This window comes from Streptomyces sp. NPDC058877, from assembly GCF_042742855.1.
GTDB lineage: Bacteria > Actinomycetota > Actinomycetes > Streptomycetales > Streptomycetaceae > Streptomyces.
In genome coordinates, this window is sequence record NZ_JBHYMF010000004.1 from 21,211 (window position 1) to 43,148 (window position 21,938).

The following is a 21,938-nucleotide window of genomic DNA, read 5'->3' on the forward strand; positions in this document are numbered from 1 at the left end:
GAGGACACGTGTCGCTGTCCATAACGTCAAACTTCGCCCGCTCTTTTGTACGCATACGGCTCATGACGGTTCGGGGGTCCGGGGCGATAGGCTTTTCCCGTGATCAGCGCGATACGCCAGGGGGGCAGTGAAGCCCCCGGCTGCCGCCCGGCCCGCGACAGCGGCCGGGCCGACCGTGCGTCCGCCGATCCCCTCCGTCCGGGTGCGCCGCGTTCCGTGGCCGATAAAGACCCGGGCATCTCTCATCCGGGCATAGCGTCGAGGTCGACCGGAATCCCCGCGTCGTGGCGTTGTGCCCTTTCTTCCACCGACGTCACGCAACGGCGCGCGACAGGAGTCAGAGGACATGCAGACCAAGCTGGACGAAGCAAAGGCCGAGCTGCTCGAACGGGCCGCTCGGGTAGCTGAGCACAGCCCGGTCGGGGGGCGACTTCCGACGGGCCCGGAGGGCGCGGAGGAACGTCCTGACCGGGACACCGTGCTCGACTACCTCCAGCGCTACTACCTGCACACCGCGCCGGAGGACCTCGACGACCGGGACCCGGTCGACGTGTTCGGCGCCGCGCTCTCTCACTACCGCCTCGCGGAGAACCGCCCGCAGGGCACCGCGAACGTGCGCGTCCACACCCCGACGGTGGAGGAGAACGGCTGGACCAGCAGCCACTCCGTCGTCGAGGTCGTCACCGACGACATGCCCTTCCTCGTCGACTCGGTGACCAACGAGCTCTCCCGCCAGGGCCGCGGCATCCACGTCGTGATCCATCCGCAGGTCCTCGTCCGCCGGGACGTCACCGGAAAGCTCATCGAGGTCCTGGCGGCCCAGATCCACGGCGAGCTGCCGCACGACGCCCTCACCGAGTCCTGGATCCACGTCGAGATCGACCGCGAGACCGACCGCGCCGACCTCAAGCAGATCACCAGCGACCTGCTGCGCGTGTTGTCCGACGTCCGCGAGACGGTCGAGGACTGGGAGAAGATGCGCGATGCCGCCCTGCGCATCGCCGACGGGCTGCCCTCCGAGCCCACCGCCTCCGACCTGCGGCCGACCGAGGTGGAGGAGGCCCGCGAGCTGCTGCGCTGGCTCGCCGACGACCACTTCACCTTCCTCGGTTACCGAGAGTACGAGCTGGTCAACGGCGACGCCCTCTCCGCCGTCCCCGGTACCGGCCTCGGCATCCTGCGCTCCGACCCCCAGCACGGCGCCGATGACGAGGGCCACCACGCCCACCCCGTCTCGCCGTCCTTCAGCAGGCTGCCCGCCGACGCCCGCGCCAAGGCGCGCGAGCACAAGCTGCTGATCCTGACGAAGGCCAACAGCCGGGCGACCGTGCACCGCCCCTCCTACCTCGACTACGTCGGGGTGAAGAAGTTCGACGCCGAGGGCAACGTCATCGGCGAGCGGCGCTTCCTCGGCCTCTTCTCCTCCGCCGCCTACACGGAGTCCGTCCGCCGGGTCCCCGTGGTCAAGCGCAAGGTCCAGGAGGTCCTGGAGGGTGCCGGCTTCTCGCCCAACAGCCACGACGGCCGCGACCTGCTCCAGATCCTGGAGACGTACCCGCGCGACGAGCTCTTCCAGACCCCGGTCGACCAGCTGCAGTCCGTCGTCACCAGCGTCCTCTACCTCCAGGAGCGGCGCCGGCTGCGCCTCTACCTGCGCCAGGACGAGTACGGCCGCTACTACTCGGCCCTCGTCTACCTGCCGCGCGACCGCTACACGACCCGCGTCCGGCTGCGGATCATCGACATCCTGAAGGAGGAGCTCGACGGCACCAGCGTCGACTTCACCGCCTGGAACACCGAGTCGATCCTGTCCCGCCTGCACTTCGTCGTCCGCGTCAAGCCCGGCACCGAGCTGGCGAAGCTCACCGATGCCGACGTCGACCGCATCGAGTCCCGGCTGGTCGAAGCCGCCCGCTCCTGGGCCGACGGCTTCAGCGAGGCGCTCAACGCCGAGTTCGGCGAAGAGCGCGCCGCCGAGCTGCTCCGCCGCTACGGCACCGCCTTCTCCGAGGGTTACAAGGCCGACCACTCGCCGCGCGCCGCCGTCGCCGACCTGGTCCGCATGGAGGCCCTCACGGCCAGCGGCAAGGACTTCGCGCTCTCCCTCTACGAGCCCGTCGCCGCAGGCCCCGGAGAGCGCCGCTTCAAGATCTACAAGACGGGCGACCAGATCTCGCTCTCCGCCGTCCTGCCGGTCCTCAACCGGCTCGGCGTCGAGGTCACCGACGAACGTCCGTACGAGCTGCGCTGCGCCGACCGCACCCACGCCTGGATCTACGACTTCGGCCTGCGGATGCCGGCCTCCTCCGGCAGCGGCGGCGACTACCTCGGCGACGACGCCCGTGAGCGCTTCCAGGAGGCCTTCGCCGCCACCTGGACCGGCGCGGCGGAGAACGACAACTTCAACTCGCTCGTCCTGTCCGCCGGGCTCACCTGGCGCGAGGCGATGGTGCTGCGCGCCTACGCCAAGTACCTCCGGCAGGCTGGTGCCACCTTCAGCCAGGACTACATGGAGGACACCCTCCGCAACAACGTCCACACCACCCGGCTGCTCGTCTCCCTCTTCGAGGCCCGGATGGCGCCGGAGCGCCAGCGCGCCGGAACCGAGCTGACCGACGGCATCCTGGAGGAGCTGGACGGTGCCCTCGACCAGGTCGCGAGCCTGGACGAGGACCGGATCCTGCGGTCCTTCCTCACCGTCATCAAGGCCACCCTGCGGACGAACTTCTTCCAGGCCGCGGCGGACGGCCGCCCGCACTCCTACGTGTCGATGAAGTTCGACCCGCAGGCCATCCCCGACCTGCCGGCCCCGCGCCCGGCCTTCGAGATCTGGGTGTACTCCCCGCGCGTCGAGGGCGTCCACCTGCGCTTCGGCAAGGTCGCCCGAGGCGGCCTGCGCTGGTCCGACCGCCGGGAGGACTTCCGCACGGAGATCCTCGGCCTGGTCAAGGCCCAGATGGTGAAGAACACCGTCATCGTGCCGGTCGGCGCCAAGGGCGGCTTCGTCGCCAAGCAGCTGCCGGACCCGTCCGTGGACCGCGACGCCTGGCTGGCCGAAGGCATCGCCTCCTACAAGACCTTCATCTCGGCGCTCCTCGACATCACCGACAACCTGGTCGCGGGCGAGGTCGTGCCGCCGGCGGACGTGGTCCGCCACGACGAGGACGACACCTACCTCGTGGTCGCGGCCGACAAGGGCACCGCGACCTTCTCCGACATCGCCAACGGGGTCGCGGAGTCGTACGGCTTCTGGCTCGGCGACGCCTTCGCCTCCGGCGGTTCCGCGGGCTACGACCACAAGGGCATGGGCATCACGGCCCGCGGCGCCTGGGAGTCCGTGAAGCGGCACTTCCGCGAGTTGGGCCACGACACCCAGACCGAGGACTTCACGGTCGTCGGCGTCGGCGACATGTCCGGTGACGTCTTCGGCAACGGCATGCTGCTCTCCGAGCACATCCGCCTGGTCGCGGCCTTCGACCACCGCCACATCTTCATCGACCCGAACCCGGACGCGGCCGTCTCCTACGCCGAGCGCCGCAGGCTCTTCGACCTGCCGCGTTCGTCCTGGGCCGACTACAACACCGAGCTGCTCTCCGCCGGCGGCGGCATCCACCCCCGCTCCGCCAAGTCCATCCCGGTCAACGCGCCGATGCGGGCCGTGCTCGGCATCGAGGACGGCGTCACCAAGCTGACCCCGGCCGAGCTGATGAAGGCCATCCTGCAGGCCCCCGTCGACCTGCTGTGGAACGGCGGCATCGGCACGTACGTGAAGTCCTCGGCGGAGTCCAACCCCGACGTCGGCGACAAGGCCAACGACGCCATCCGCGTCGACGGCCAGAACGTCCGCGCCCAGGTCATCGGCGAGGGCGGCAACCTCGGCGCCACCCAGTTGGGCCGCATCGAGTTCGCCCGCAGCGGCGGCCCCGAAGGCCTGGGCGGCAAGGTCAACACCGACGCCATCGACAACAGCGCCGGCGTCGACACCTCCGACCACGAGGTCAACATCAAGATCCTGCTCAACGGGCTCGTCGCCGAGGGCGACATGACCGTCAAGCAGCGCAACAAGATCCTCGCGGAGATGACGGACGAGGTCGGCCGGCTCGTCCTGCGCAACAACTACGCGCAGAACACCGCCCTCGCCAACGCCGTCGCCCAGTCGCCGTCCCTGCTCCACGCCCACCAGCGGTTCATGCGCCGCCTGGGCCGCGACGGCGACCTCGACCGCGCCCTGGAGTTCCTGCCCAACGACCGGCAGATCCGCGAGCTCCTCAACAACGGCCGGGGCCTGAGCCAGCCCGAGCTCGCCGTCCTCCTCGCGTACACCAAGATCACGGTGGCCGAGGAGCTGATCGGCACCGGGCTCCCGGACGACCCGTACCTGCGCGGGCTGCTCCACGCGTACTTCCCGTCGCTGCTGAGCGAGAAGTTCCCGGATGCCGTCGACGGCCACGCCCTGCGCCGCGAGATCATCACGACCGTCCTGGTCAACGACACCGTCAACACCGGTGGCTCGACCTTCCTGCACCGCCTCCGCGAGGAGACCGGCGCATCGATCGAGGAGATCGTCCGCGCGCAGACCGCCGCCCGGGCCGTCTTCCGCCTCGGCCGGGTCTGGGACGCCGTCGAGTCCCTCGACAACCGGGTGCCGGCCGACGTCCAGACCCGGATGCGGCTGCACTCCCGCCGGCTGGTCGAGCGCGGCACCCGCTGGCTGCTCAACAACCGGCCGCAGCCGCTCCAGCTCACCGAGACCATCGAGTTCTTCGCCGAGCGCGTCGAAGAGGTCTGGACCCGGCTCCCGGAGCTGCTGCGCGGCTCGGACCTGGAGTGGTACCAGTCGATCCTGGCGGAGCTGACCGAGGTCGGCGTGCCGGAGGAGCTCGCCATGCGGGTCGCCGGCTTCTCCTCCGCCTTCCCGATCCTCGACGTCGTCGCGATCGCGGACCGTGCGGGCAAGGAGCCGCTCGCCGTCGCCGAGGTCTACTACGACCTGGCCGACCGGCTGCGGATCACCGACCTGATGGACCGGATCATCGAGCTTCCGCGCAGCGACCGGTGGCAGTCGATGGCCCGTGCCTCGATCCGCGAGGACCTCTTCGCGGCACACGCGGCCCTGACCGCCGAGGTCCTGACGGTCGGCAACGGCACGACCAGCCCCGAGGAGCGGTTCAAGGCCTGGGAGGAGAAGAACGCGGCGATCCTGGGCCGCGCGCGGACGACCCTGGAGGAGATCCAGGGCTCGGACACCTTCGACCTGGCGAACCTGTCCGTGGCGATGCGAACGATGCGGACGCTGCTCCGTTCGCACGGCTGATGCGTTCATGAGGGAGGGCCCCGCCGGAGTTCCGGCGGGGCCCTCCTGCACGTCCGGGCCGAACGGGAGCGGCGGTGCGTGCCCCTGGCATTGCGGCCCCTCAGGCCCCCGCGGGGACGGCGGCCGTCGAGGTCCACAGCCGGCGGGCGGCCAGCAGGGCCGCCGCGAGCAGCAGGCCGTTGCGCAGCACCATGACGGCCAGGCCGGGGACGGTGCCGGCGATGACCTCGGCGTACAGGACGGGGTAGGCGAGCGAGCTCAGCGCGGCTGCCGGGAGGAGGAGCAGGGCCACCGGGCGCATCGCGGTCGCGCGGGAGGTCAGACAGACGGCGGCGAGTCCGAGCAGCCAGATCAGGTACTGGGGGCTGATCACCCGACTGGTCACGGTGAAGAGCAGGACGGCGGTCAGGGCCGCGTCGAGCGGGGTGGCAGGGCTCCAGCGGCGGGCCTGGAGCCGCCACAGGAGCAGCCAGCCGAAGGCGATGACGGTGAGCAGCAGGGCGAGGTGTCCGAGGGTGGAGACGTACGGCCCGACGTACTCGACGGATCCGTAGCGGAACTCGACCCCGCCCGGCCAGGCGCCGGCGGCCCGGGCCAGGGCGAGTGCCGTGCCGCCCAGGGACTCGATCTGGACGCCCCGGTCGCCCTGTTGGCGGAGGAAGCCCAGGGAGTCGGAGAAGAAGAGCGCGAGGGTGGCGAGGAGCGCGAGGGCGGCGACGGCAGCGGCGGTCCAGGCCTCGCGGGTGGTGCGACCGCGCGGCGTGCCGATCAGGGCGAGCGCCGGCCACACCTTGACCATCGCGCCGATCCCGGCCAGTGCCCCGCCGAGCTGGTGGGCGGCGGGGGACCGGGCGCCGATGGCCAGCAGGGCGAGCACGGCGAGGGCGGTGGTCTGGACGTCGTACCGGGCGAGCGGCAGGTGCAGGAGGAGCGGGAGGCCGCAGACCCAGATCCAGGCGCCGTGGGTGGCGCGGGCGGCATCGGCGTGGGCGAGGGCGAGGGCGACGACCGCGTCGGCGAGGAGGGCGAGGGCGACGAAGGCCTGGAAGTAGGTGAGCCAGGGGAGGAGGCCCGGCGACATGATCACGAGTCCTGCGCCGGGAGGGTACTGCCAGGTGACGTCGCCGGAGGGGAAGGTGCCGTCGGCGAACCCTCCGTACCAGTGCTCGTACAGGGCGATCTCGCCGCTCACCCCGCCGATGCCGAGGTCGTCGCGGACGAGGAGGAGGAGCATGCCGACCCGGGTGAGGAGCCAGACGGCGGCGAGGGCGAGGGCGGGGCCCCGGCTGACCGTGACGAAGGTGGCGGAGGTGAAGGTCTCCGATTCGAAGGGGGACCGGGTGAGGGCGGGAGGGCCGCCCTCGGGCCGCGAGGGGGTGGCGGGGGTGCCCCGGGGGTCGGGCGTCCGGGACGGGTCGGGGCGGGGGTGATCGAGAGGCGGGTGATCGTTCGTCACCCCACCGCACTTTAGCCGTCGATGTCCCATTTGTTCGTTTACTTGCTCCTCGGTCTGGCCGTGAACTCCTCGTACGCCGCCACCACCTGCTCCGCCGGCCCGTCCATCCGCAGCGTTCCCTCCTCCAGCCACAGTGCGCGGTCGCAGGCCTCCGTGACCGTCGTGTTCGAGTGGCTGACCAGGAAGACCGTCCCCGCCTCGGCCCGCAGTTCGTCGATCCGTCGCCGGCTGCGGCGGCGGAAGCGTGCGTCACCGGTCGACAGGGCCTCGTCGATGAGCAGCACCTCGTGGCTCTTGGCCGTGGCGATGGAGAACCGCAGTCGGGCGCCCATGCCGGAGGAGTAGGTCCGCATCGGGCGCGAGGTCGCCTCGTCCTTCTCGTTGATGCCGGAGAAGTCGACGATCCCCTCGTAGCGCGCCTCGATCTCCGCGCGGCTCATGCCCAGGGCGAGGCCGCCCAGGATCACGTTCCGCTCGCCGGTCAGATCCTCCATCAGGGCCGCGTTGACGCCGAGGAGGGAGGGTTGCCCCTGGGTGAAGATCCGGCCCCGCGCCACGGGCAGGAGGCCCGCGACGGCCTTGAGGAGGCTGGATTTCCCTGATCCGTTCGAACCGATCAGGCCGATCGCCTCGCCCCGGCGCGCGACGAAGCTGACGCCCCGCACGGCGTGGACCCGGTGGCCGTCAGGTGTCGTGCGGCGGTGCAGCATCCGGCCGATCGCCGCGGTGGCGCCGCCCCGACCGCCGGGGCGTCCGCCGCGGACGGCGTACGTGATGTGGACTCCGTCGGCCACGACGGTCGGAGTTCCCGGTGCGTCAGCCACGGCCGTAGGTCTCCTCCGCCTTCCAGAACCAGATGAAGCCGCCTCCGAAGGAGAGCAGGGCCCAGCCGGCGGCGAGCGCCCATGCGTGGGGAGGCAGCTGGGCCGCCGTGTGGCTCTCGATGAGGGCGAAGCGCATGAGGTCGATGTAGACCGCCGCGGGATTGCACTGGAGGGCCAGCACCACGGCGTCCGGGAAGCGCCCGCCGGTCGCCAGGTTCTGGATCGACCACATCGCGCCCGAGGCGTACATCCAGGTGCGGAGCGCGAACGGCATCAGTTGGCTGATGTCCGGGGTGCGGGCCGCGAGCCGGGCGAGGACCAGCGCCGTGCCCGTGTTGAACAGTGTCTGGCAGAGGAGCGCGGGAACGGCGAGCAACCAGCTCCCGGTGGGGAACTCGCCGAGGCAGGCCAGGATCATGACGAGCGCGGCGAGCGAGAACAGCAGTTGCTGGAGTTGCTGGAGCGCGAGCGAGATCGGCAGGCTCGCGCGCGGGAAGTGCAGGGCGCGCACCAGTCCCAGGTTGCCGCTGATCGCCCGGGTGCCGGCCAGGGCCGTGTTGGAGGTGAAGGTCCACACGAAGATGCCGGTCATGAGGAAGGGGACGTAGTCGGGCACGCCGCTCTTCGCGTCCATCAGGACGCCGAAGATCACGTAGTAGACGGCCGCGTTGAGGAGCGGGGTCATCACCTGCCAGACCTGGCCGAGCCTGGCCTGGCTGAACTGTGCGGTCAGGCGGGCCGTCGCGAAGGCGGTGACGAAGTCGCGGCGGGACCAGAGCTGTCGCACGTAGGTGGGGAGCGGGGGGCGGGCACCGCTGACGCTCAGGCCGTGCCGGCGGGCGAGGGCGCCCAGGTCCTCCGCGGGGGCGGTCGGTGTCCCTTGTGCGGCAGGCGCCGGGGCCGGTGCGGCGGGGGGCAGGGTCGTGGTCACGGGCGGGCGCTTTCGGTGAAGGGGCGCGCATGCGGGGTGCATGTGCCGTGGTCGATGGAACGGGTCCGTATCGTCGCTACGGGGAGACTAAAGCGATTCTGCGTCGGGACGCAACCGTATCGTCGTGACGTTGCCCTTGGTTAGGATGCCGTCCATGACCGAGCCGACCCCCCGCCGTGCCCCCGCCGGAGCCGCCGTACTCCGTGAGGACGTGACCGAGGCCATCCGCGCCGCCGTCTTCGAGGAACTCGCGGCCGTCGGGTTCGCCCGGATGTCCATCGAGGGCATCGCGCGCCGGGCAGGAGTCGGCAAGACCGCCGTCTACCGGCGCTGGAAGTCCAAGCTCGCCCTGGTCCTCGACCTCGTCGGAGCCTTCGCCGCCCAGGGCCTCCCGGCTCCCGCCAGCGGCTCCCTGTACGGGGACGTGCGCGCCCTCCTCGAAGTGGCCTCGCACGCCCTCCGCCACCCGGTCGCCTCACAGGTCATCCCCGACCTGCTCGTCGAGGCCGCCCGACAGCCCGAGATCGCCGAGACCGTCCGGGCCGTGCTGCTCGACGGCCAGCAGGGCGTCATGACCCAGATCGTCCGCGAGGCCGTCGCACGCGGTGAACTCCCGACCGGTACGGACCCCGGCCGGGCACTCGACCTGGTCGTCGGACCGCTCTACTGGCGCCTGGTCGTCGTCCGCGCCCCGCTGCCGGCCGGGTACGTCGACGAGCTCGCGCGTGCGGCGGTCGCCGCGCTCACGGCCTGACCCCGGGGCCTACTTCACCGCACCCGCCATCACCCCGGACGCGAACTGCCGCTGGAACGCGAAGAAGACCACCAGCGGCACCACCATCGACACGAACGCCCCCGGCGCCAGCACGTCCACGTTGTTGCCGAACTGGCGCACCTGCTGCTGCAGGGCCACGGTGATCGGCGGGGACTGGGAATCCGCGAAGACCAGTGCGATCAGCATGTCGTTCCAGACCCACAAGAACTGGAAGATCCCCAGCGAGGCGATCGCCGGACCGCCGAGCGGCAGCACCACCCGGGTGAAGAGGCGCACCTCGCCCGCCCCGTCGAGCCGGGCCGCCTCCAGGAGCTCGCGCGGGATCTCCGCGAAGAAGTTCCGCAGCAGGAAGACCGCGAACGGCAGGCCGAAGGCCGTGTGGAAGAGGACGACCCCCGCGGTCGTCTCGAAGAGCCCGACCGCACCGAAGAGCTTCGACACCGGAACCAGGGCGACCTGCACCGGGACCACGAGGAGCGCGACCACCCCCAGGAACCACCAGTCCCGGCCGGGGAACTCCAGCCAGGCGAAGGCGTACCCGGCGAGCGAGCCGAGGACGAGCACGAGGAGGGTGGCCGGGACGGTGATCAGGACGGTGGAGAGGAGGGATCCGGTGATCGTGTCGTTCGCGAGGAGGCGGCCGTAGTTCTCGGTGGTCAGCTGGGCCGGGGAGGTGAGCACCCGCCACCAGCCGCTCGCTGCGATGTCGGAGGGCGAACGGAGCGAGGACAGCAGGAGCCCGACCGTCGGCAGCAGCCAGAACAGGCCGACGAGGACCAGGAAGACCCGTACGGCGCCGGACGCGGCCCCGGAGGCGAGCCGGGCCGCGAGTCGGGTGGCGGGGTGGACCGCGAGCCGGGTGGCGGGGCGGACCGTGCTCCCGGTGGTTCCCCCGGGGGCCTTCCCGGTGGCGGGCGGGGTCATCGGCGGGACTCCCTTCGGATGCGACGGACGTTGACCACCATCACCGGCAGCACGAGGAGGAGCAGGACGACCGCGATGGCCGAGCCGACCCCGAGGTCCGCGTCCGTGCCGAAGGACGAGCGGTACAACTGGAGCGCGAGCACGTTGGCGTCGTCCTGCGTCGAGCCGGGCGCGATCACGAAGACCAGGTCGAAGACCTTCAACACGTTGATCATCAGGGTGACGAGGACGACCACCAGGACCGGTGCCAGGAGCGGCACCGTGATCCGCCGGAAGACCTGCCATTCGTTCGCGCCGTCCATCCGCGCCGCTTCGAGCAGTTCCCGCGGCACGGCCGCGAGTCCGGCGCCGATCAGCACCATCGCGAACCCGGCCCACATCCACACGTACGCCCCGATCACGGCCGGGGTGACCAGCACGGGGCCGAGCCACTGCACGCCGTCGTACTGCTCCCGGAAGTTGCTCGCGGGCAGGCGGAGCACGGCCCCGTCGGCGCGGTCGGCCGGCAGGCTGAAGCTGCCGTCGGCCGCGGCCGTGGTCGTGGCGACGACCTTCCCGTCCCGTACCGCCTCGATCCGCAGGCCCTTCAACCCCAGCTCTCCCGGATCGACGACGTTCGGCTTCCCGCCGCCGCCCCGGGTGAAGTCCAACCAGGCCGTGCCGGTGACCTCGGCACCGGTGGCCGCATCCGCTGGCGCGTGCGCCGGGAGCGCTTCCGTCGGCATCCGTGCCGGCGCCACCCCGATCAACGGGATGCGGACGGGCACGCCCGCCCGGACCGGCTCCTCCGTGACGTACCCCCCGTCGCCGGCCTCCTCCAACGGGTGCACCGGCAGCGGCCGGGCCCCGGGGAAGCCGGAGGACTCGACGAAGGTGTCGTGGACCCCCACCCAGACGGCGTTGGCGACGCCCCGGTCCGGATCCTGCTCGTAGACCAGCCGGAAGATGATCCCGGCGGCGAGCATCGAGATGGCCATCGGCATGAAGACGACCAGCTTGAAGGCCGTGCCCCAGCGAACCCGCTCGGTCAGGACCGCGAAGACCAGGCCGAGGGCGGTGGCCACGGCCGGGGCGACCACCAACCAGATCAGGTTGTTCCGGACGGCCGTGCGGAGCGATTCGTCGGTGACCAGGGCGAGGTAGTTGTCGAGGCCGACGAAAGAGGCGTCGGAGCGGTCGAAGAGGGAGCGGCGGACGGAGTACCCGATCGGGTAGACGACGAGCGCGCCGAGCAGGAGCAGGGCGGGCAACAGGAATCCTGCCGCCACGACCCTGCTCCGACGGGTGGTCCTCGGCATCGCGGCGCCTCAGCCCTTCGTGCCGGCCCGGTACGCCTTCGCCGCGTCCGCCTCCAGGCGCGCCTGGGTGCCGGTGATGTCCTTCGGGTCCTTCAGGAAGTCCTGGAGCGCCTTCCACTCGCCCTTGCCCGGCGTCCCGCCGAAGGACTGCGGCATCTGGTCCGACATGTCGAAGCGGAAGTCGTCGCCGGCGCCGATGAGCGCCCGGGCGATCTCGCGCTGGACGTCGTTCGGGTACGTGGCCGGGTCCAGGTTCTTGTTGGGGGACAGGAAACCGCCCTCGGCCGCCCAGATCCCCGCGGCGTCCGGAGAGGCGAGGAAGGCGAGGAGGGCCTGGGCGCCCTTGCTGTCCTTCAGGGCCACGGCCGCGTCACCGGCCGTCACGACCGGGGCCGCGCCGCCGCCGACCGCCGGGAAGGGGAAGACCTTCGCGTCCTTCCCGATCGCCGCGCTGGTCTGGGCGATGTTGACGGCGGCGAAGTCGCCCTCGAAGACCATCGCGCCCTTGGGTTGGTCGCCGCCCGTGAAGGTCTGCGTGACCGAGGTCGGGTACTCCGTCTGCAGGGCCCCGTCGGCTCCTCCCGCGAGCAGCGAGGGCTTGCCGAACAACTCCCCGAGCGTGGTCAGCGCGGCCGTGACGGACGGGTCCGTCCACGGGATCGAGTGCTTCGCCAACTGGTCGTAGCGGGCCGGGCCGGCCTGCGAGAGGTAGACGTTCTCGAACCAGTCGGTGAGGGTCCAGCCGTCCGCACCCCCGACCGAGACCGGGGCCACGCCCGAGGCCGAGATCGTCTCGGCGGTGGCGAGGAACTCCTTCCAGGTCTTCGGTTCGACGGCGCCCGCGTTGTCGAAGACCGCGGAGTTGTACCAGACCAGGGACTTGTTGGCGGCCTTGAAGTAGACCCCGTACTGGGTGCCGTCCACCGCGCCGAGCTCCTGCCAACCGCGCGAGTAGTTCGCCGCCAGCTGGGCCTTCGCGTCCGGGCCGACCGGCTTCAACCACTTCTCCGCGACGGCCTGCTGGATCGCGCCCACCTGCGGAAGCATGGCCACGTCCGGCGGGGAGCCGCCGGCGATCTTCGTGCCGAGGAAGTTCACGATCGGATCCTGGGCCGGCACGAAGACGGTCTTGGCGCCGGTGCGCTTCTCGAACTCCTTCAGGACCTTGGTGAAGTTCTCCTGCTCCGGCCCGGTCCAGACGGCGGCGACCGTGACCGTCTCGCCCGCGAGGGGGCCGGCTTCTTCCGGGCCCCCGCTCCCGTCGCTCCCGCTGCCGCAGGCTGCGAGGGCCAGGGCGAGGACGGTCGCCGTTGCCGCGGCCACGGCCTTGCGTGGACGAAGAGTTGTACGCATTGCTGCCCCGTCTCTTTCGTGCGCGTCGCTGTCCCGTGTCGACAGGTCTACGCCGGGGTGCGGGGCCCCGCAATACCGCCTTTCGCGTCAAGTGGGCGATCGTGATTGGCTTGTGACGTGTCGTCAGGGTGTTCGACGGGGGAATCCGGGGGCGTCAGGCGTGACTGAGCGGGGGGACCGGCACCGCCTCCACGGAGCGGGCCGCCCGATCGAGGGCGCTCGCGAGCAGGGCAAGGTCCGTCGGGCCGTTGCCCAGCTCGCGGACCGGGCGACGGGCGGGCGGGTCGCCCATCCGCTCCCACTCCAGCGGGACGACCGTCGGACGGAGCGTGGCCGTGCGGGGGATCCGCCCTGTGACGCGCCCCGCCTGGAAGGGAGTCACTCGGCCGTCCGGGTGGCCGAGCCGCCCCCGTCCGGCCGCCGGCACGTCCGGGCCCGCCTCCACCGGAGGAGCGTCGAGCACGATCCGCAGCCGGGCCCCGTGCGCCAACTCGGTGTCGGCCGTGCGGTCCGGGCGCGCCGAAGTCGCCACCAGGTGCACCCCGAGGCGCTCGCCGTGCCGTGCGACGGCTTCCAGGGCCCGGACGACCGACCCGGCGGCCGGTCGGCCGGGGGCACCGAGCGCCGGGGTCACCAGGGCGTCGAAATCGTCGACGAGCACGACGAGCCGCGGCAGGTGCCCGGTGCCCGTCGTCGCCCGGTCCCCCGGGCCGGGGGACGCAGTCCTCCCCGGCGGCTCGGCGCCGGGATGCGGGACGCGTCCGCTGGGGCGTTCGGCGAGGTCGCCCGTGCTCGGGTGGGGGATGCGTCCGCTGGCCCGGCCGGTGACGTCGCCGGTGTCGGGGTGGGGGACGCGTCCGCTGGTGCGGCCGGTGAGGTCGTCCGCGCCCGTGCGCAGGGTGCGGCTGCTCGGGCCGCTGCGGAGGTCCCCCGCACCGGCGCGGGGCGGCAGGCCGTTCGCGTCGTCGGCACCCGCGCGCGGAACGCGACCGCTGCGACTGCTGGGGAGGGTGCCGATCGTGCCGTCGCCCGTCCGGAGGGTGCGTCCGCTCGGCCGGTCCGTGAGTTCACCGGTGTCCGGGACGCGGACGGTCGCCCGGACGCCCTGCGGGAGCGATTCCGCCGCGCTCGGAGTGCGCTGCCCGATCAGCCGGTCGGTGGTGCGCACCACCGACCGCCGGTCGGCGAAGCGGCCGTCGCCCAGGAGCTCCGCCCGGCGCTTCAGCTCCGCGCCGAGCGCCTGGGCGAACTCCCGCATCCGCACCGGGTCCGAGGCGACCAGGTGTTCGGTGACGTGCGGCAGCTCCGTACAGGAGGCGAGGCCCTCACCGCGCTCGCCGCCCGCGCCGTCCACCAGGAGCAGTCCGAGCCGATCGGGCCGCCCGCCCGCCGCGAGGGAGGCGGCGATCGAGCGGAGCAGCTCCGTGCGCCCGCTGCCCGCCGGACCTTCGACCAGCAGGTGCGGGCCCTCCTGGGTGAGGTCCACCGCCAGGGGGCCGCGCGGGCCGGCGCCCAAGACGGCCGTCCCGTCCTCGGCCGAGGCCCAGCGGGCCATCAGGGAGGCGGGGGTGGCGCGGGCGAGCCCGAGCTCGTCGAGCAGGCGCGCTGACGGGGGCAGTGCGGCGGTCCGGCCGTGGGGTGTCGCCGTCGTCTCCGGGCGCAGCGGGGCCAGGGCCCGGCCGAAGCGTTCCGCCCAGGCGACGGAGACCGCATCGACCACGCCGACGGTGCCGTGTCCCGCGAGCCGTCCGCCCGCCGTCCGCAGCAATCGCATCGCGGTCGCCACGTCACCGCTGAGCAGTGCGGCGGCCCCGCACTCGCGGAACGCGAGGGAGGCGGCGCACGCGGCCTCGTAGGTGGCGGCCACGGGTGAGTCAGGGGTGGCCGAGGGCGCCTCGGCCAGGCACAGGAGGTGGATGCCGGCTGCCGCGCCCGCTCCCGCGAGCCGTGCCACGGTTTCGCGCAGCGCGGCCGAACCGGGATCGCCGTCCACGATCACCACCGTCGTCGGCCCGTCGTGGCGGGCCGCGGCCTCGGCGACGGACGCGTGGTCGGCGCTGGGCCAGCCGGGACCGAGCGGGCCGTCGTCGAGCCGCCGGGTCAGCTCGGCCGTCCGGGCCTGGGCCTGCTCGCGGTCGTACGCGAGGAGCAGCCGGCAGTCCTGGCCGTGGGCCGGGCGGACGTGGGGGAGCCAGCCGAGCCAGCCCCAGGCACGGCGCCGCTCGTCGAGGGAGCGGTTCCGATCGGCGCTGATGAGCACGATCTCCAGATCCGCGGGGGAGTGCAGGGCGGCGAGTTGGGCCACGACCGAGCGGGCGAGACCGGTGAGTCGATTGCCCGGACCGGCCAGGCCGAGGGAGCCGACCTCGCGCAGCCCGACGGTGACGGGCACGCCGGAGAGCTCGGCGCGGTCCGTCGTGCCGAGCCTGACGACGAGCGCCTCGGGGTGCTGCTGGCCCCGCTCCCAGAGCCGGGGTCCCGGTCCGAGGGCGGTGAGCAGGACGGTGGCCGGGTCCGGCCAGGTGTCCGCCCGCGGTGCGGATCCGGGGGTGCCCTGCCGGGCGCCCGGCACGAGGGGGACGCCGCTGTGGGGGGCCGGAGCGGCGGGCGGGCCGGCGGAGGGCGCCGCGAGGTCCTCACGGCCGCCCGCGAGACGACGGGCCCATGCGCCGAGTCCGCGCCTGCCGCCGCCGCTGCGCAGGGGTGCCGCGGGAGTCCCCGCGGCCCCTTCCCGTGCCCGGGGCGGCCCGGTCCGCTCGGTCGGCCGGGTTCCGTCGTCGGCCCCGGCTCCTTCGTGGCCGACGGTCCCGCCGGGACGGTTCTGCGCGTGGCCTCCGTCGTGCGCGATCCCGTGTGCGCCGCCGTGGGTGGCGCCGTCCGACGGGGGCACCCGGTCGGCCCGGTCGGTGCGGTGCGTCGCGCCCGTCCCCCCGAGCCCGGGCACGACCCGCAGATGGCCCTCTCCGTCGGGGGCCGTCGCCAGCTGGTCCGTGCCGCCGAGGGCACCGCCGGGACCGGTCAGCCGGAGGGCGGACTCGCCGAGGCGCAGCAGGGCGCCCGGGCGGAGCGGGACCGGGCGGTCGCCGACGGGTGCGCCGTCGACCGTCGTCCCGTTGGTCGAGCCGCGGTCGACGACCGTGACCCGGCCGTCCGCACCGACGGTCACCGTGCAGTGGGCGCGGGAGACGTCCGGGTCGTCGAGCGGTACGTCGGCATCGACGGAACGGCCGATTTTGATCGCTCCGCCGTGCAGCAGGTGCACTCCGCCCGCGTCCGGGCCCGCCACCACGTGCAGCCGGGCCGTGGCCGTCTCGTCGACCCGGTCGTCCGGGCCGGGGTCGTGGAGGGCGAGCACCGCGCCGTCGACGAGCGGGGGCTCGCCGAGCACGCAGCGCCGGCCGTCGAGCCGCTCCCCGCTCGCGTGGAGCACGGGCGTGCCCGAGGCGGAGGCCTCGGGGCCGGTGACGGCGGCGGCGAGGTTCGAGGCCACGGTGGCCAGGGCCGTCCCGGCGGGGGCCGTGACGAGCACGTCGCAGGCGCGCCGGGCGCCGTGGCCGGCATGCGGCGCGAGGACGGTCAACCGGATCTGCATCGCCGTCAGCGGTCCCTTCTGCGCGAGCTGCCAGGCAGGGGAACCGCCCGTGTCACCCCCCACCCGGCACGGACGCGTCGCCCGGTACAGGTCGGCACGGCGCGGGGGCTCCCGACCCCTTCGGTGCGACGTGCTGGAGGCATCCTCGCACCTGCCGCAGACAATACGCCCGCGGGTCGACCACAAGTGATCTTGAACGGTCGACTGAGGACGGGAAAGCGCCTGGTTGGGCATGTCTTCGGAGCATGCCTGGCAACCGCTGCACCCCTTGGAGCGTCTTCTTCCGGACAAGTTCCGCTCGCCCCGAGGCACCGAGGGGAGTCGATCACGACACCGGAACCGGCCCGTGGACGACCGACCGGTGACCCGTTCGGCCGCACTAAAGTGGTTCGGACACCCGGACGGGTCACATACACAGGACAGCAACCCCGGGGACATCGAGCGGGAACCACCCCAGGACCACGACCAGCAGGGAGCGCGTGACGTGCGGCCTATCGGCAGTAAGTACCTGCTCGAGGAGCCGCTCGGCCGCGGCGCCACGGGCACCGTCTGGCGAGCCCGGACGGTGGCGCCCCCGGGCGCGCCGGAGTCCTGGGGCAGGGACGGGACGGCGACCGAGGCCACCGTGTCCGGCCAGCCCGGCGAAACCGTCGCGATCAAGGTCCTCAAGGAAGAGCTGGCCAACGACGCGGACATCGTGATGCGCTTCCTGCGCGAGCGGTCCGTGCTCCTGCGGCTCACCCACCCGAACATCGTGCGCACCCGTGACCTGGTCGTCGAGGGCGATGTGCTCGCCCTCGTCATGGACCTCGTCGAGGGCCCCGACCTGCACCGGTACATCCGGGAGAACGGGCCGCTCACCCCGGTCGCCGCCGCCCTCCTCACCGCCCAGATCGCCGACGCGCTCGCCGCCAGCCACGCCGACGGGGTCGTCCACCGCGACCTCAAGCCGGCCAACGTGCTGCTCGCCGAGCAGGGCGGCCAGATGCACCCGATGCTGACCGACTTCGGCATCGCGCGGCTCGCCGACTCCCCGGGCCTGACCCGCACCCACGAGTTCGTCGGCACGCCCGCGTACGTGGCGCCCGAGTCCGCCGAGGGCCGCCCGCAGACCTCCGCCGTCGACATCTACGGCGCGGGCATCCTCCTCTACGAGCTGGTCACCGGCCGGCCCCCGTTCGCGGGCGGCACCGCCCTGGAGGTCCTCCACCGGCACCTCAGCGAGGAGCCGCGCCGCCCCTCGACCGTGCCCGGTCCGCTGTGGACGGTCATGGAGCGCTGCCTCAGCAAGGACCCGGACCGGCGGCCGAGCGCCGTGAACCTGGCCCGCGGCCTGCGCGCGGTCGCCGCCGGCATCGGCGTGCACGCCACGCCCGCCCAGATCGAGGCGGCGGACGGCGTCGCCGTGCTCCTGGCCCCGGACCCGGCGCCCGCGCCGGTGCCCCAGACGCCGGGGGCCGCCGACGCCACCCAGATGCTGCCCGGCGGATCCGGTGCCGGGACCCCGCCGCAGTACGACCCCGCCGCCGCGACCAGCGTCATGCCGACCGGCGGCCCGACCGGCGCGGCCGACCCGACCGCGGTGCTCCCCGCGACCGGTCAGGGGGCGTCGGGCGCGGCCGACCCCACGGCCGTCATGCCTCCCGTGCCGCAGGACCCGCCGGCGGAACAACCGCACCCCTGGCAGGGCCAGCTGCGCGCGGCCCGCGACCGCAACGAGCAGACCCAGGTGCAGTACCTCGACCCGAGCGAGGACCCGCTCCGTCGCCGGCCGCAGCGCCGGCCGCAGCAGCCCGGTGGGTACGACCAGCAGCAGCAAGGCCAGCAGCAGCCCGGCCCGTACGGACAGCAGCAAGGCCAGCAGCCCGGCCCGTACGGACGGCAGCAGCCCGGCCAGCAGCCCGGCCCGCACGGCCAGCAGCAGCCGTACCCGCCGCAGCGCCCGGCCCAGCGCCCGGCTCCGCAGCGCCCGCCGCAGCCCCAGCAGCAGTACCGGCCGCCCCAGCCCGCCCCGCAGGCGTACGCGGCCCCGCAGCAGCAGTACCAGCCGCCGCAGCCCCAGCAGCAGTACCAGCCGCCTCAGCAGCCGCCGCCGCAGGCCCCGGCGCCGCGCGAGCCGCGCCCACCGCGCCAGCGCAGCGCCAACCCGATGCGGATCCCCGGGCTGGGCTGCCTCAAGGGCTGCTTGTTCACGATCGTCCTGTTCGTGGTCGCCGGCTGGCTGGTCTGGGAGCTCACCCCGCTGCAGGACTGGGTCGCCCAGGGCAAGGGGTACTGGGAGGCCATCGGTGACGGCATCTCGGCGGTCACCGACTTCTTCTCCTCGCTCTGGGAAGCCACCGGTTCCGGGGGTGCTACCGGCGGTAGTGGTCAGTAATACTGCAGATTTATCGACTTCCGAGGTGTGATTTCCCCTCGGAAGTGACGACCGGCGGCCGTGGACGCGTAGTTTTGTCGCGAACCGCAGCCGCTGAGGGAGCAGTCTTGGCACGGAACATCGGCAGCCGCTACACCGCCCACCAGATCCTCGGGCGGGGCAGCGCCGGAACGGTGTGGCTCGGCGAGGGCCCCGAGGGGCCCGTCGCCATCAAACTGCTGCGCGAGGACCTGGCCTCCGACCAGGAGCTCGTCGGCCGCTTCGTCCAGGAGCGGACCGCCCTGCTCGGCCTCGACCACCCCCGGGTGGTCAAGGTCCGCGACCTCGTCGTGGACGGCAACGACCTCGCCCTCGTCATGGACCTGGTCCGCGGCACCGACCTGCGGACCAGGCTCGACCGGGAGCGGCGGCTCGCCCCCGAGGCCGCCGTCGCGATCGCCAAGGACGTTGCCGAGGGGCTCGCCGCCGCGCACGCCGCCGGCGTCGTCCACCGGGACGTCAAGCCCGAGAACATCCTGCTCGACATGGAGGGGCCCCTGGGGCCCGGTGGCGCCCATCCCGCCCTCCTCACCGACTTCGGCGTCGCCAAACTGATCGACACCCCGGGCCGCACCAAGGCGACCCGGATCATCGGCACCCCCGACTACCTCGCCCCCGAGATCGTCGAGGGACTCCCCCCGCGCGCCGCCGTCGACATCTACGCCCTCGCGACCGTCCTGTACGAGCTGCTCGCCGGCTTCACCCCCTTCGGCGGCGGCCACCCCGGTGCGGTCCTGCGCCGCCACGTCACCGAGACCGTCGTCCCGCTGCCCGGCATTCCCGAGGAACTGTGGCAGCTGCTGGTGCAGTGCCTCGCCAAGGCCCCGGCCTCCCGCCTGCGCGCCTCCGAGCTCGCCGCCCGCCTGAAGGACGTCCTGCCGCTGCTCAAGGGCATCCCGCCGCTGGACGTCGACGAGCCGGGCACGGAGCCGGCCCCCGAGCAGCGGGAGGGGGACGCGTACCCCACCGGCACCGACGCGGGGGAGCCCGGTCCGCGCCGTGCCGCCGTCCCGCTCGTCCCCGGCGCCTCCGCCGACTCGAACCGCGACACCCACACCTCCATGCGGGTCCCGGCCCCCGACGAGCTCTCCGGCGGCCCCCTCGGCACGGCCCGCGCCCCCCGCCCCGCCGGTGCCCGCCGCCCCGGTTCGGCCCGCCACAAGTCGGGTGCGGTCCGCAAGAGGAGGATCACCCTCGCCGTCGCGGCGCTGGTGGTCGCGGGGGCGCTCGGGACGGGTGGCTACCTCGCGGCCTCCGGCGACGACGACGCCGTGCCGCAGGACTCCAAGCAGTCCTCCCAGCCGTAGCCCCCAGCCGTAGGTTCGGGTCCGAGCCCGGAGCCGTTACGCTGGACGCGTGGCAGTCGTCGATGTATCCGAAGAGCTGAAGTCCCTCTCCTCGACCATGGGGTCGATCGAGGCCGTCCTGGACCTCGAGAAGCTGAGGGCCGACATCGCCGTGCTCGAAGAGCAGGCCGCGGCCCCGTCCCTGTGGGACGACCCGGAGGCGGCGCAGAAGATCACCAGCAAGCTTTCGCACCTCCAGGCCGAGGTCCGCAAGGCGGAGACCCTGCGCGGTCGGATCGACGACCTCGGGGTGCTCTTCGAGCTCGCCGAGGAGATGGACGACCCGGACACCCTCGCCGAGGCCGAGGCCGAGCTGGGCTCCGTCCGCAAGGCCCTCGACGAGATGGAGGTCCGCACCCTCCTCTCGGGCGAGTACGACGAGCGCGAGGCACTGGTCAACATCCGGGCCGAGGCCGGCGGCGTCGACGCCTCCGACTTCGCCGAGCGGCTCCAGCGCATGTACCTGCGCTGGGCGGAGCGCCACGGCTACCCGACGGAGATCTACGAGACCTCGTACGCGGAGGAGGCGGGCATCAAGTCCACCACCTTCGTGGTGAAGGCCCCGTACGCCTACGGCACGCTCTCCGTCGAGCAGGGCACCCACCGACTCGTCCGCATCTCGCCCTTCGACAACCAGGGGCGCCGTCAGACGTCCTTCGCAGGCGTCGAGGTCCTGCCGGTCGTCGAGTCCTCGGACCACGTGGACATCGAGGAGTCGGACCTCCGCGTCGACGTGTACCGCGCCTCCGGCCCCGGTGGCCAGGGCGTCAACACGACCGACTCGGCCGTGCGCATCACGCACATCCCGACCGGCATCGTGGTCTCCTGCCAGAACGAGCGCTCCCAGATCCAGAACAAGGCGAGCGCCATGAACGTCCTCCAGGCCAAGCTCCTCGAGCGCCAGCGCCAGGAGGAGCGGGCCAAGATGGACGCCCTCAAGGACAGCGGCAGCTCCTGGGGCAACCAGATGCGTTCGTACGTGCTGCACCCCTACCAGATGGTCAAGGACCTCCGTACGGAGTTCGAGGTCGGCAATCCGCAGTCCGTGCTGGACGGCGAGATCGACGGCTTCCTGGAGGCCGGCATCCGCTGGCGCAAGCAGCAGGACAGGTAGTCCGCGGCTCCGTGCTTCCGGGCCCCACACCGTTCGGGTGTGGGGCCCGATGTCGTTCCGTGCCCCCTGCTCATTCGCTGGCGCAAGCGAAAGGGCGATGCTCTGGGAGCTTTGTCGACAAGGGAACTTCCCTTGCTGGGGCCTTAGTTCAGGGTTTACGTCACAGTTGCTTCATCGCATCTCGGGTGTGAGGTGATCTTTCGGGCATTGCACGCGCAATCGGCTTGACGGTGCTTCGGAAACTCGGAAGGGTGGCTCACTGGCATGCGCTTCGCTGGGACGCGTGTGAACGGGGGCAGGTCCAGTCGTGACGTCACCCGTACTGCGCGGAGCCCCGAGCGCTGCCCCATGACGAGATGAGCTACTGGGGGTAGCAGCCAGATGACCAACAAGACGCGAGTCCGCCTGGTGCGGGTCGCGGCCAGTGCCGTGATCATCGCCGGTGCGTCCCTGACGGCGGCCGGTGCCGCACAGGCCGTCGGCGGATTCGGAACCGAATCGAACCAGACCCAGGACGCGGGCCTCGGTATCCAGGACGCCCCGGGCGAGGAGGACACCGGGAACACGACCTACGGTCAGACCACCGGTGGTGCGT

Annotated in this window: 12 protein-coding genes and 1 pseudogene; 6 read left to right on the forward strand and 7 right to left on the reverse strand. The window is 72.7% G+C overall.

The features are described from left to right. Positions 1-346 precede the first annotated feature (346 nt). The gene (locus tag ACFW2Y_RS01855) at positions 347-5,314 is read left to right on the forward strand and encodes an NAD-glutamate dehydrogenase (protein ID WP_384872029.1); all 4,968 of its coding nucleotides are present in this window, start codon (positions 347-349) and stop codon (positions 5,312-5,314) included. Between the two features lie 100 nt (positions 5,315-5,414). Here ACFW2Y_RS01855 and ACFW2Y_RS01860 read toward each other — a convergent pair whose 3' ends face one another. Genes ACFW2Y_RS01860 through ACFW2Y_RS01870 form a run of 3 tightly spaced genes read right to left on the reverse strand, consistent with a single transcriptional unit; the run spans position 5,415 to position 8,567 of the window. Further along, on the reverse strand, positions 5,415-6,770 hold the full coding sequence (locus ACFW2Y_RS01860; RefSeq protein WP_384872032.1) for a glycosyltransferase 87 family protein: 1,356 nt from the start codon (positions 6,768-6,770) through the stop codon (positions 5,415-5,417). A gap of 38 nt (positions 6,771-6,808) precedes the next feature. Further along, a complete protein-coding gene (locus ACFW2Y_RS01865) occupies positions 6,809-7,594 on the reverse strand; it encodes an ABC transporter ATP-binding protein (RefSeq protein WP_384872034.1) in 786 nt (261 codons plus the stop codon). After that, positions 7,587-8,567, reverse strand: a complete 981-nt coding sequence (locus tag ACFW2Y_RS01870; RefSeq protein WP_384872036.1) for an ABC transporter permease — start codon at positions 8,565-8,567, stop codon at positions 7,587-7,589. Before ACFW2Y_RS01870 ends, ACFW2Y_RS01865 begins: the two co-directional genes overlap by 8 nt. 112 nt (positions 8,568-8,679) lie before the next feature. On the opposite strand from ACFW2Y_RS01870, the gene ACFW2Y_RS01875 reads away from it, so the two are divergent. After that, on the forward strand, positions 8,680-9,279 hold the full coding sequence (locus tag ACFW2Y_RS01875; RefSeq protein WP_384872038.1) for a TetR/AcrR family transcriptional regulator: 600 nt from the start codon (positions 8,680-8,682) through the stop codon (positions 9,277-9,279). Positions 9,280-9,288: 9 nt separating this feature from the next. On the opposite strand, the gene ACFW2Y_RS01880 is transcribed toward ACFW2Y_RS01875, so the two are convergent. The 4 genes from ACFW2Y_RS01880 to ACFW2Y_RS01895 form a co-directional block, all read right to left on the reverse strand. Then, positions 9,289-10,224 (reverse strand): carbohydrate ABC transporter permease, encoded by a 936-nt coding sequence (locus ACFW2Y_RS01880; protein WP_384872041.1) that lies wholly within the window; start codon positions 10,222-10,224, stop codon positions 9,289-9,291. Next, positions 10,221-11,522: a carbohydrate ABC transporter permease gene (locus tag ACFW2Y_RS01885; protein WP_384872044.1), complete on the reverse strand. Its 1,302-nt coding sequence runs from the start codon at positions 11,520-11,522 to the stop codon at positions 10,221-10,223. Before ACFW2Y_RS01885 ends, ACFW2Y_RS01880 begins: the two co-directional genes overlap by 4 nt. 9 nt (positions 11,523-11,531) lie before the next feature. Beyond that, positions 11,532-12,875 carry an ABC transporter substrate-binding protein gene (locus ACFW2Y_RS01890; protein WP_384872047.1) on the reverse strand — a complete coding sequence of 448 codons (1,344 nt, stop codon included), beginning with the start codon at positions 12,873-12,875 and terminating at the stop codon, positions 11,532-11,534. A 154-nt stretch (positions 12,876-13,029) separates the two neighbouring features. Next, entirely contained in the window at positions 13,030-16,467 is a 3,438-nt protein-coding gene (locus ACFW2Y_RS01895) for an FHA domain-containing protein (RefSeq protein WP_384872050.1), read from the reverse strand. A gap of 484 nt (positions 16,468-16,951) precedes the next feature. Here ACFW2Y_RS01895 and ACFW2Y_RS01900 point away from each other — a divergent pair, with 484 nt between their 5' ends. The 4 genes and pseudogenes from ACFW2Y_RS01900 to ACFW2Y_RS01915 all read left to right on the forward strand — a co-directional run. Continuing rightward, complete coding sequence (locus ACFW2Y_RS01900; protein ID WP_384872053.1) at positions 16,952-18,844, forward strand: protein kinase; 1,893 nt, start codon at positions 16,952-16,954, stop codon at positions 18,842-18,844. A 107-nt stretch (positions 18,845-18,951) separates the two neighbouring features. After that, positions 18,952-20,190, forward strand: a complete 1,239-nt coding sequence (locus ACFW2Y_RS01905; protein WP_384872056.1) for a serine/threonine-protein kinase — start codon at positions 18,952-18,954, stop codon at positions 20,188-20,190. 49 nt (positions 20,191-20,239) lie between these two features. Next, complete coding sequence (gene prfB / locus ACFW2Y_RS01910) at positions 20,240-21,343, forward strand: peptide chain release factor 2 (RefSeq protein ID WP_384872058.1); 1,104 nt, start codon at positions 20,240-20,242, stop codon at positions 21,341-21,343. A 381-nt stretch (positions 21,344-21,724) separates the two neighbouring features. Further along, positions 21,725-21,938: pseudogene (locus ACFW2Y_RS01915) on the forward strand (hypothetical protein); the annotation flags it as partial.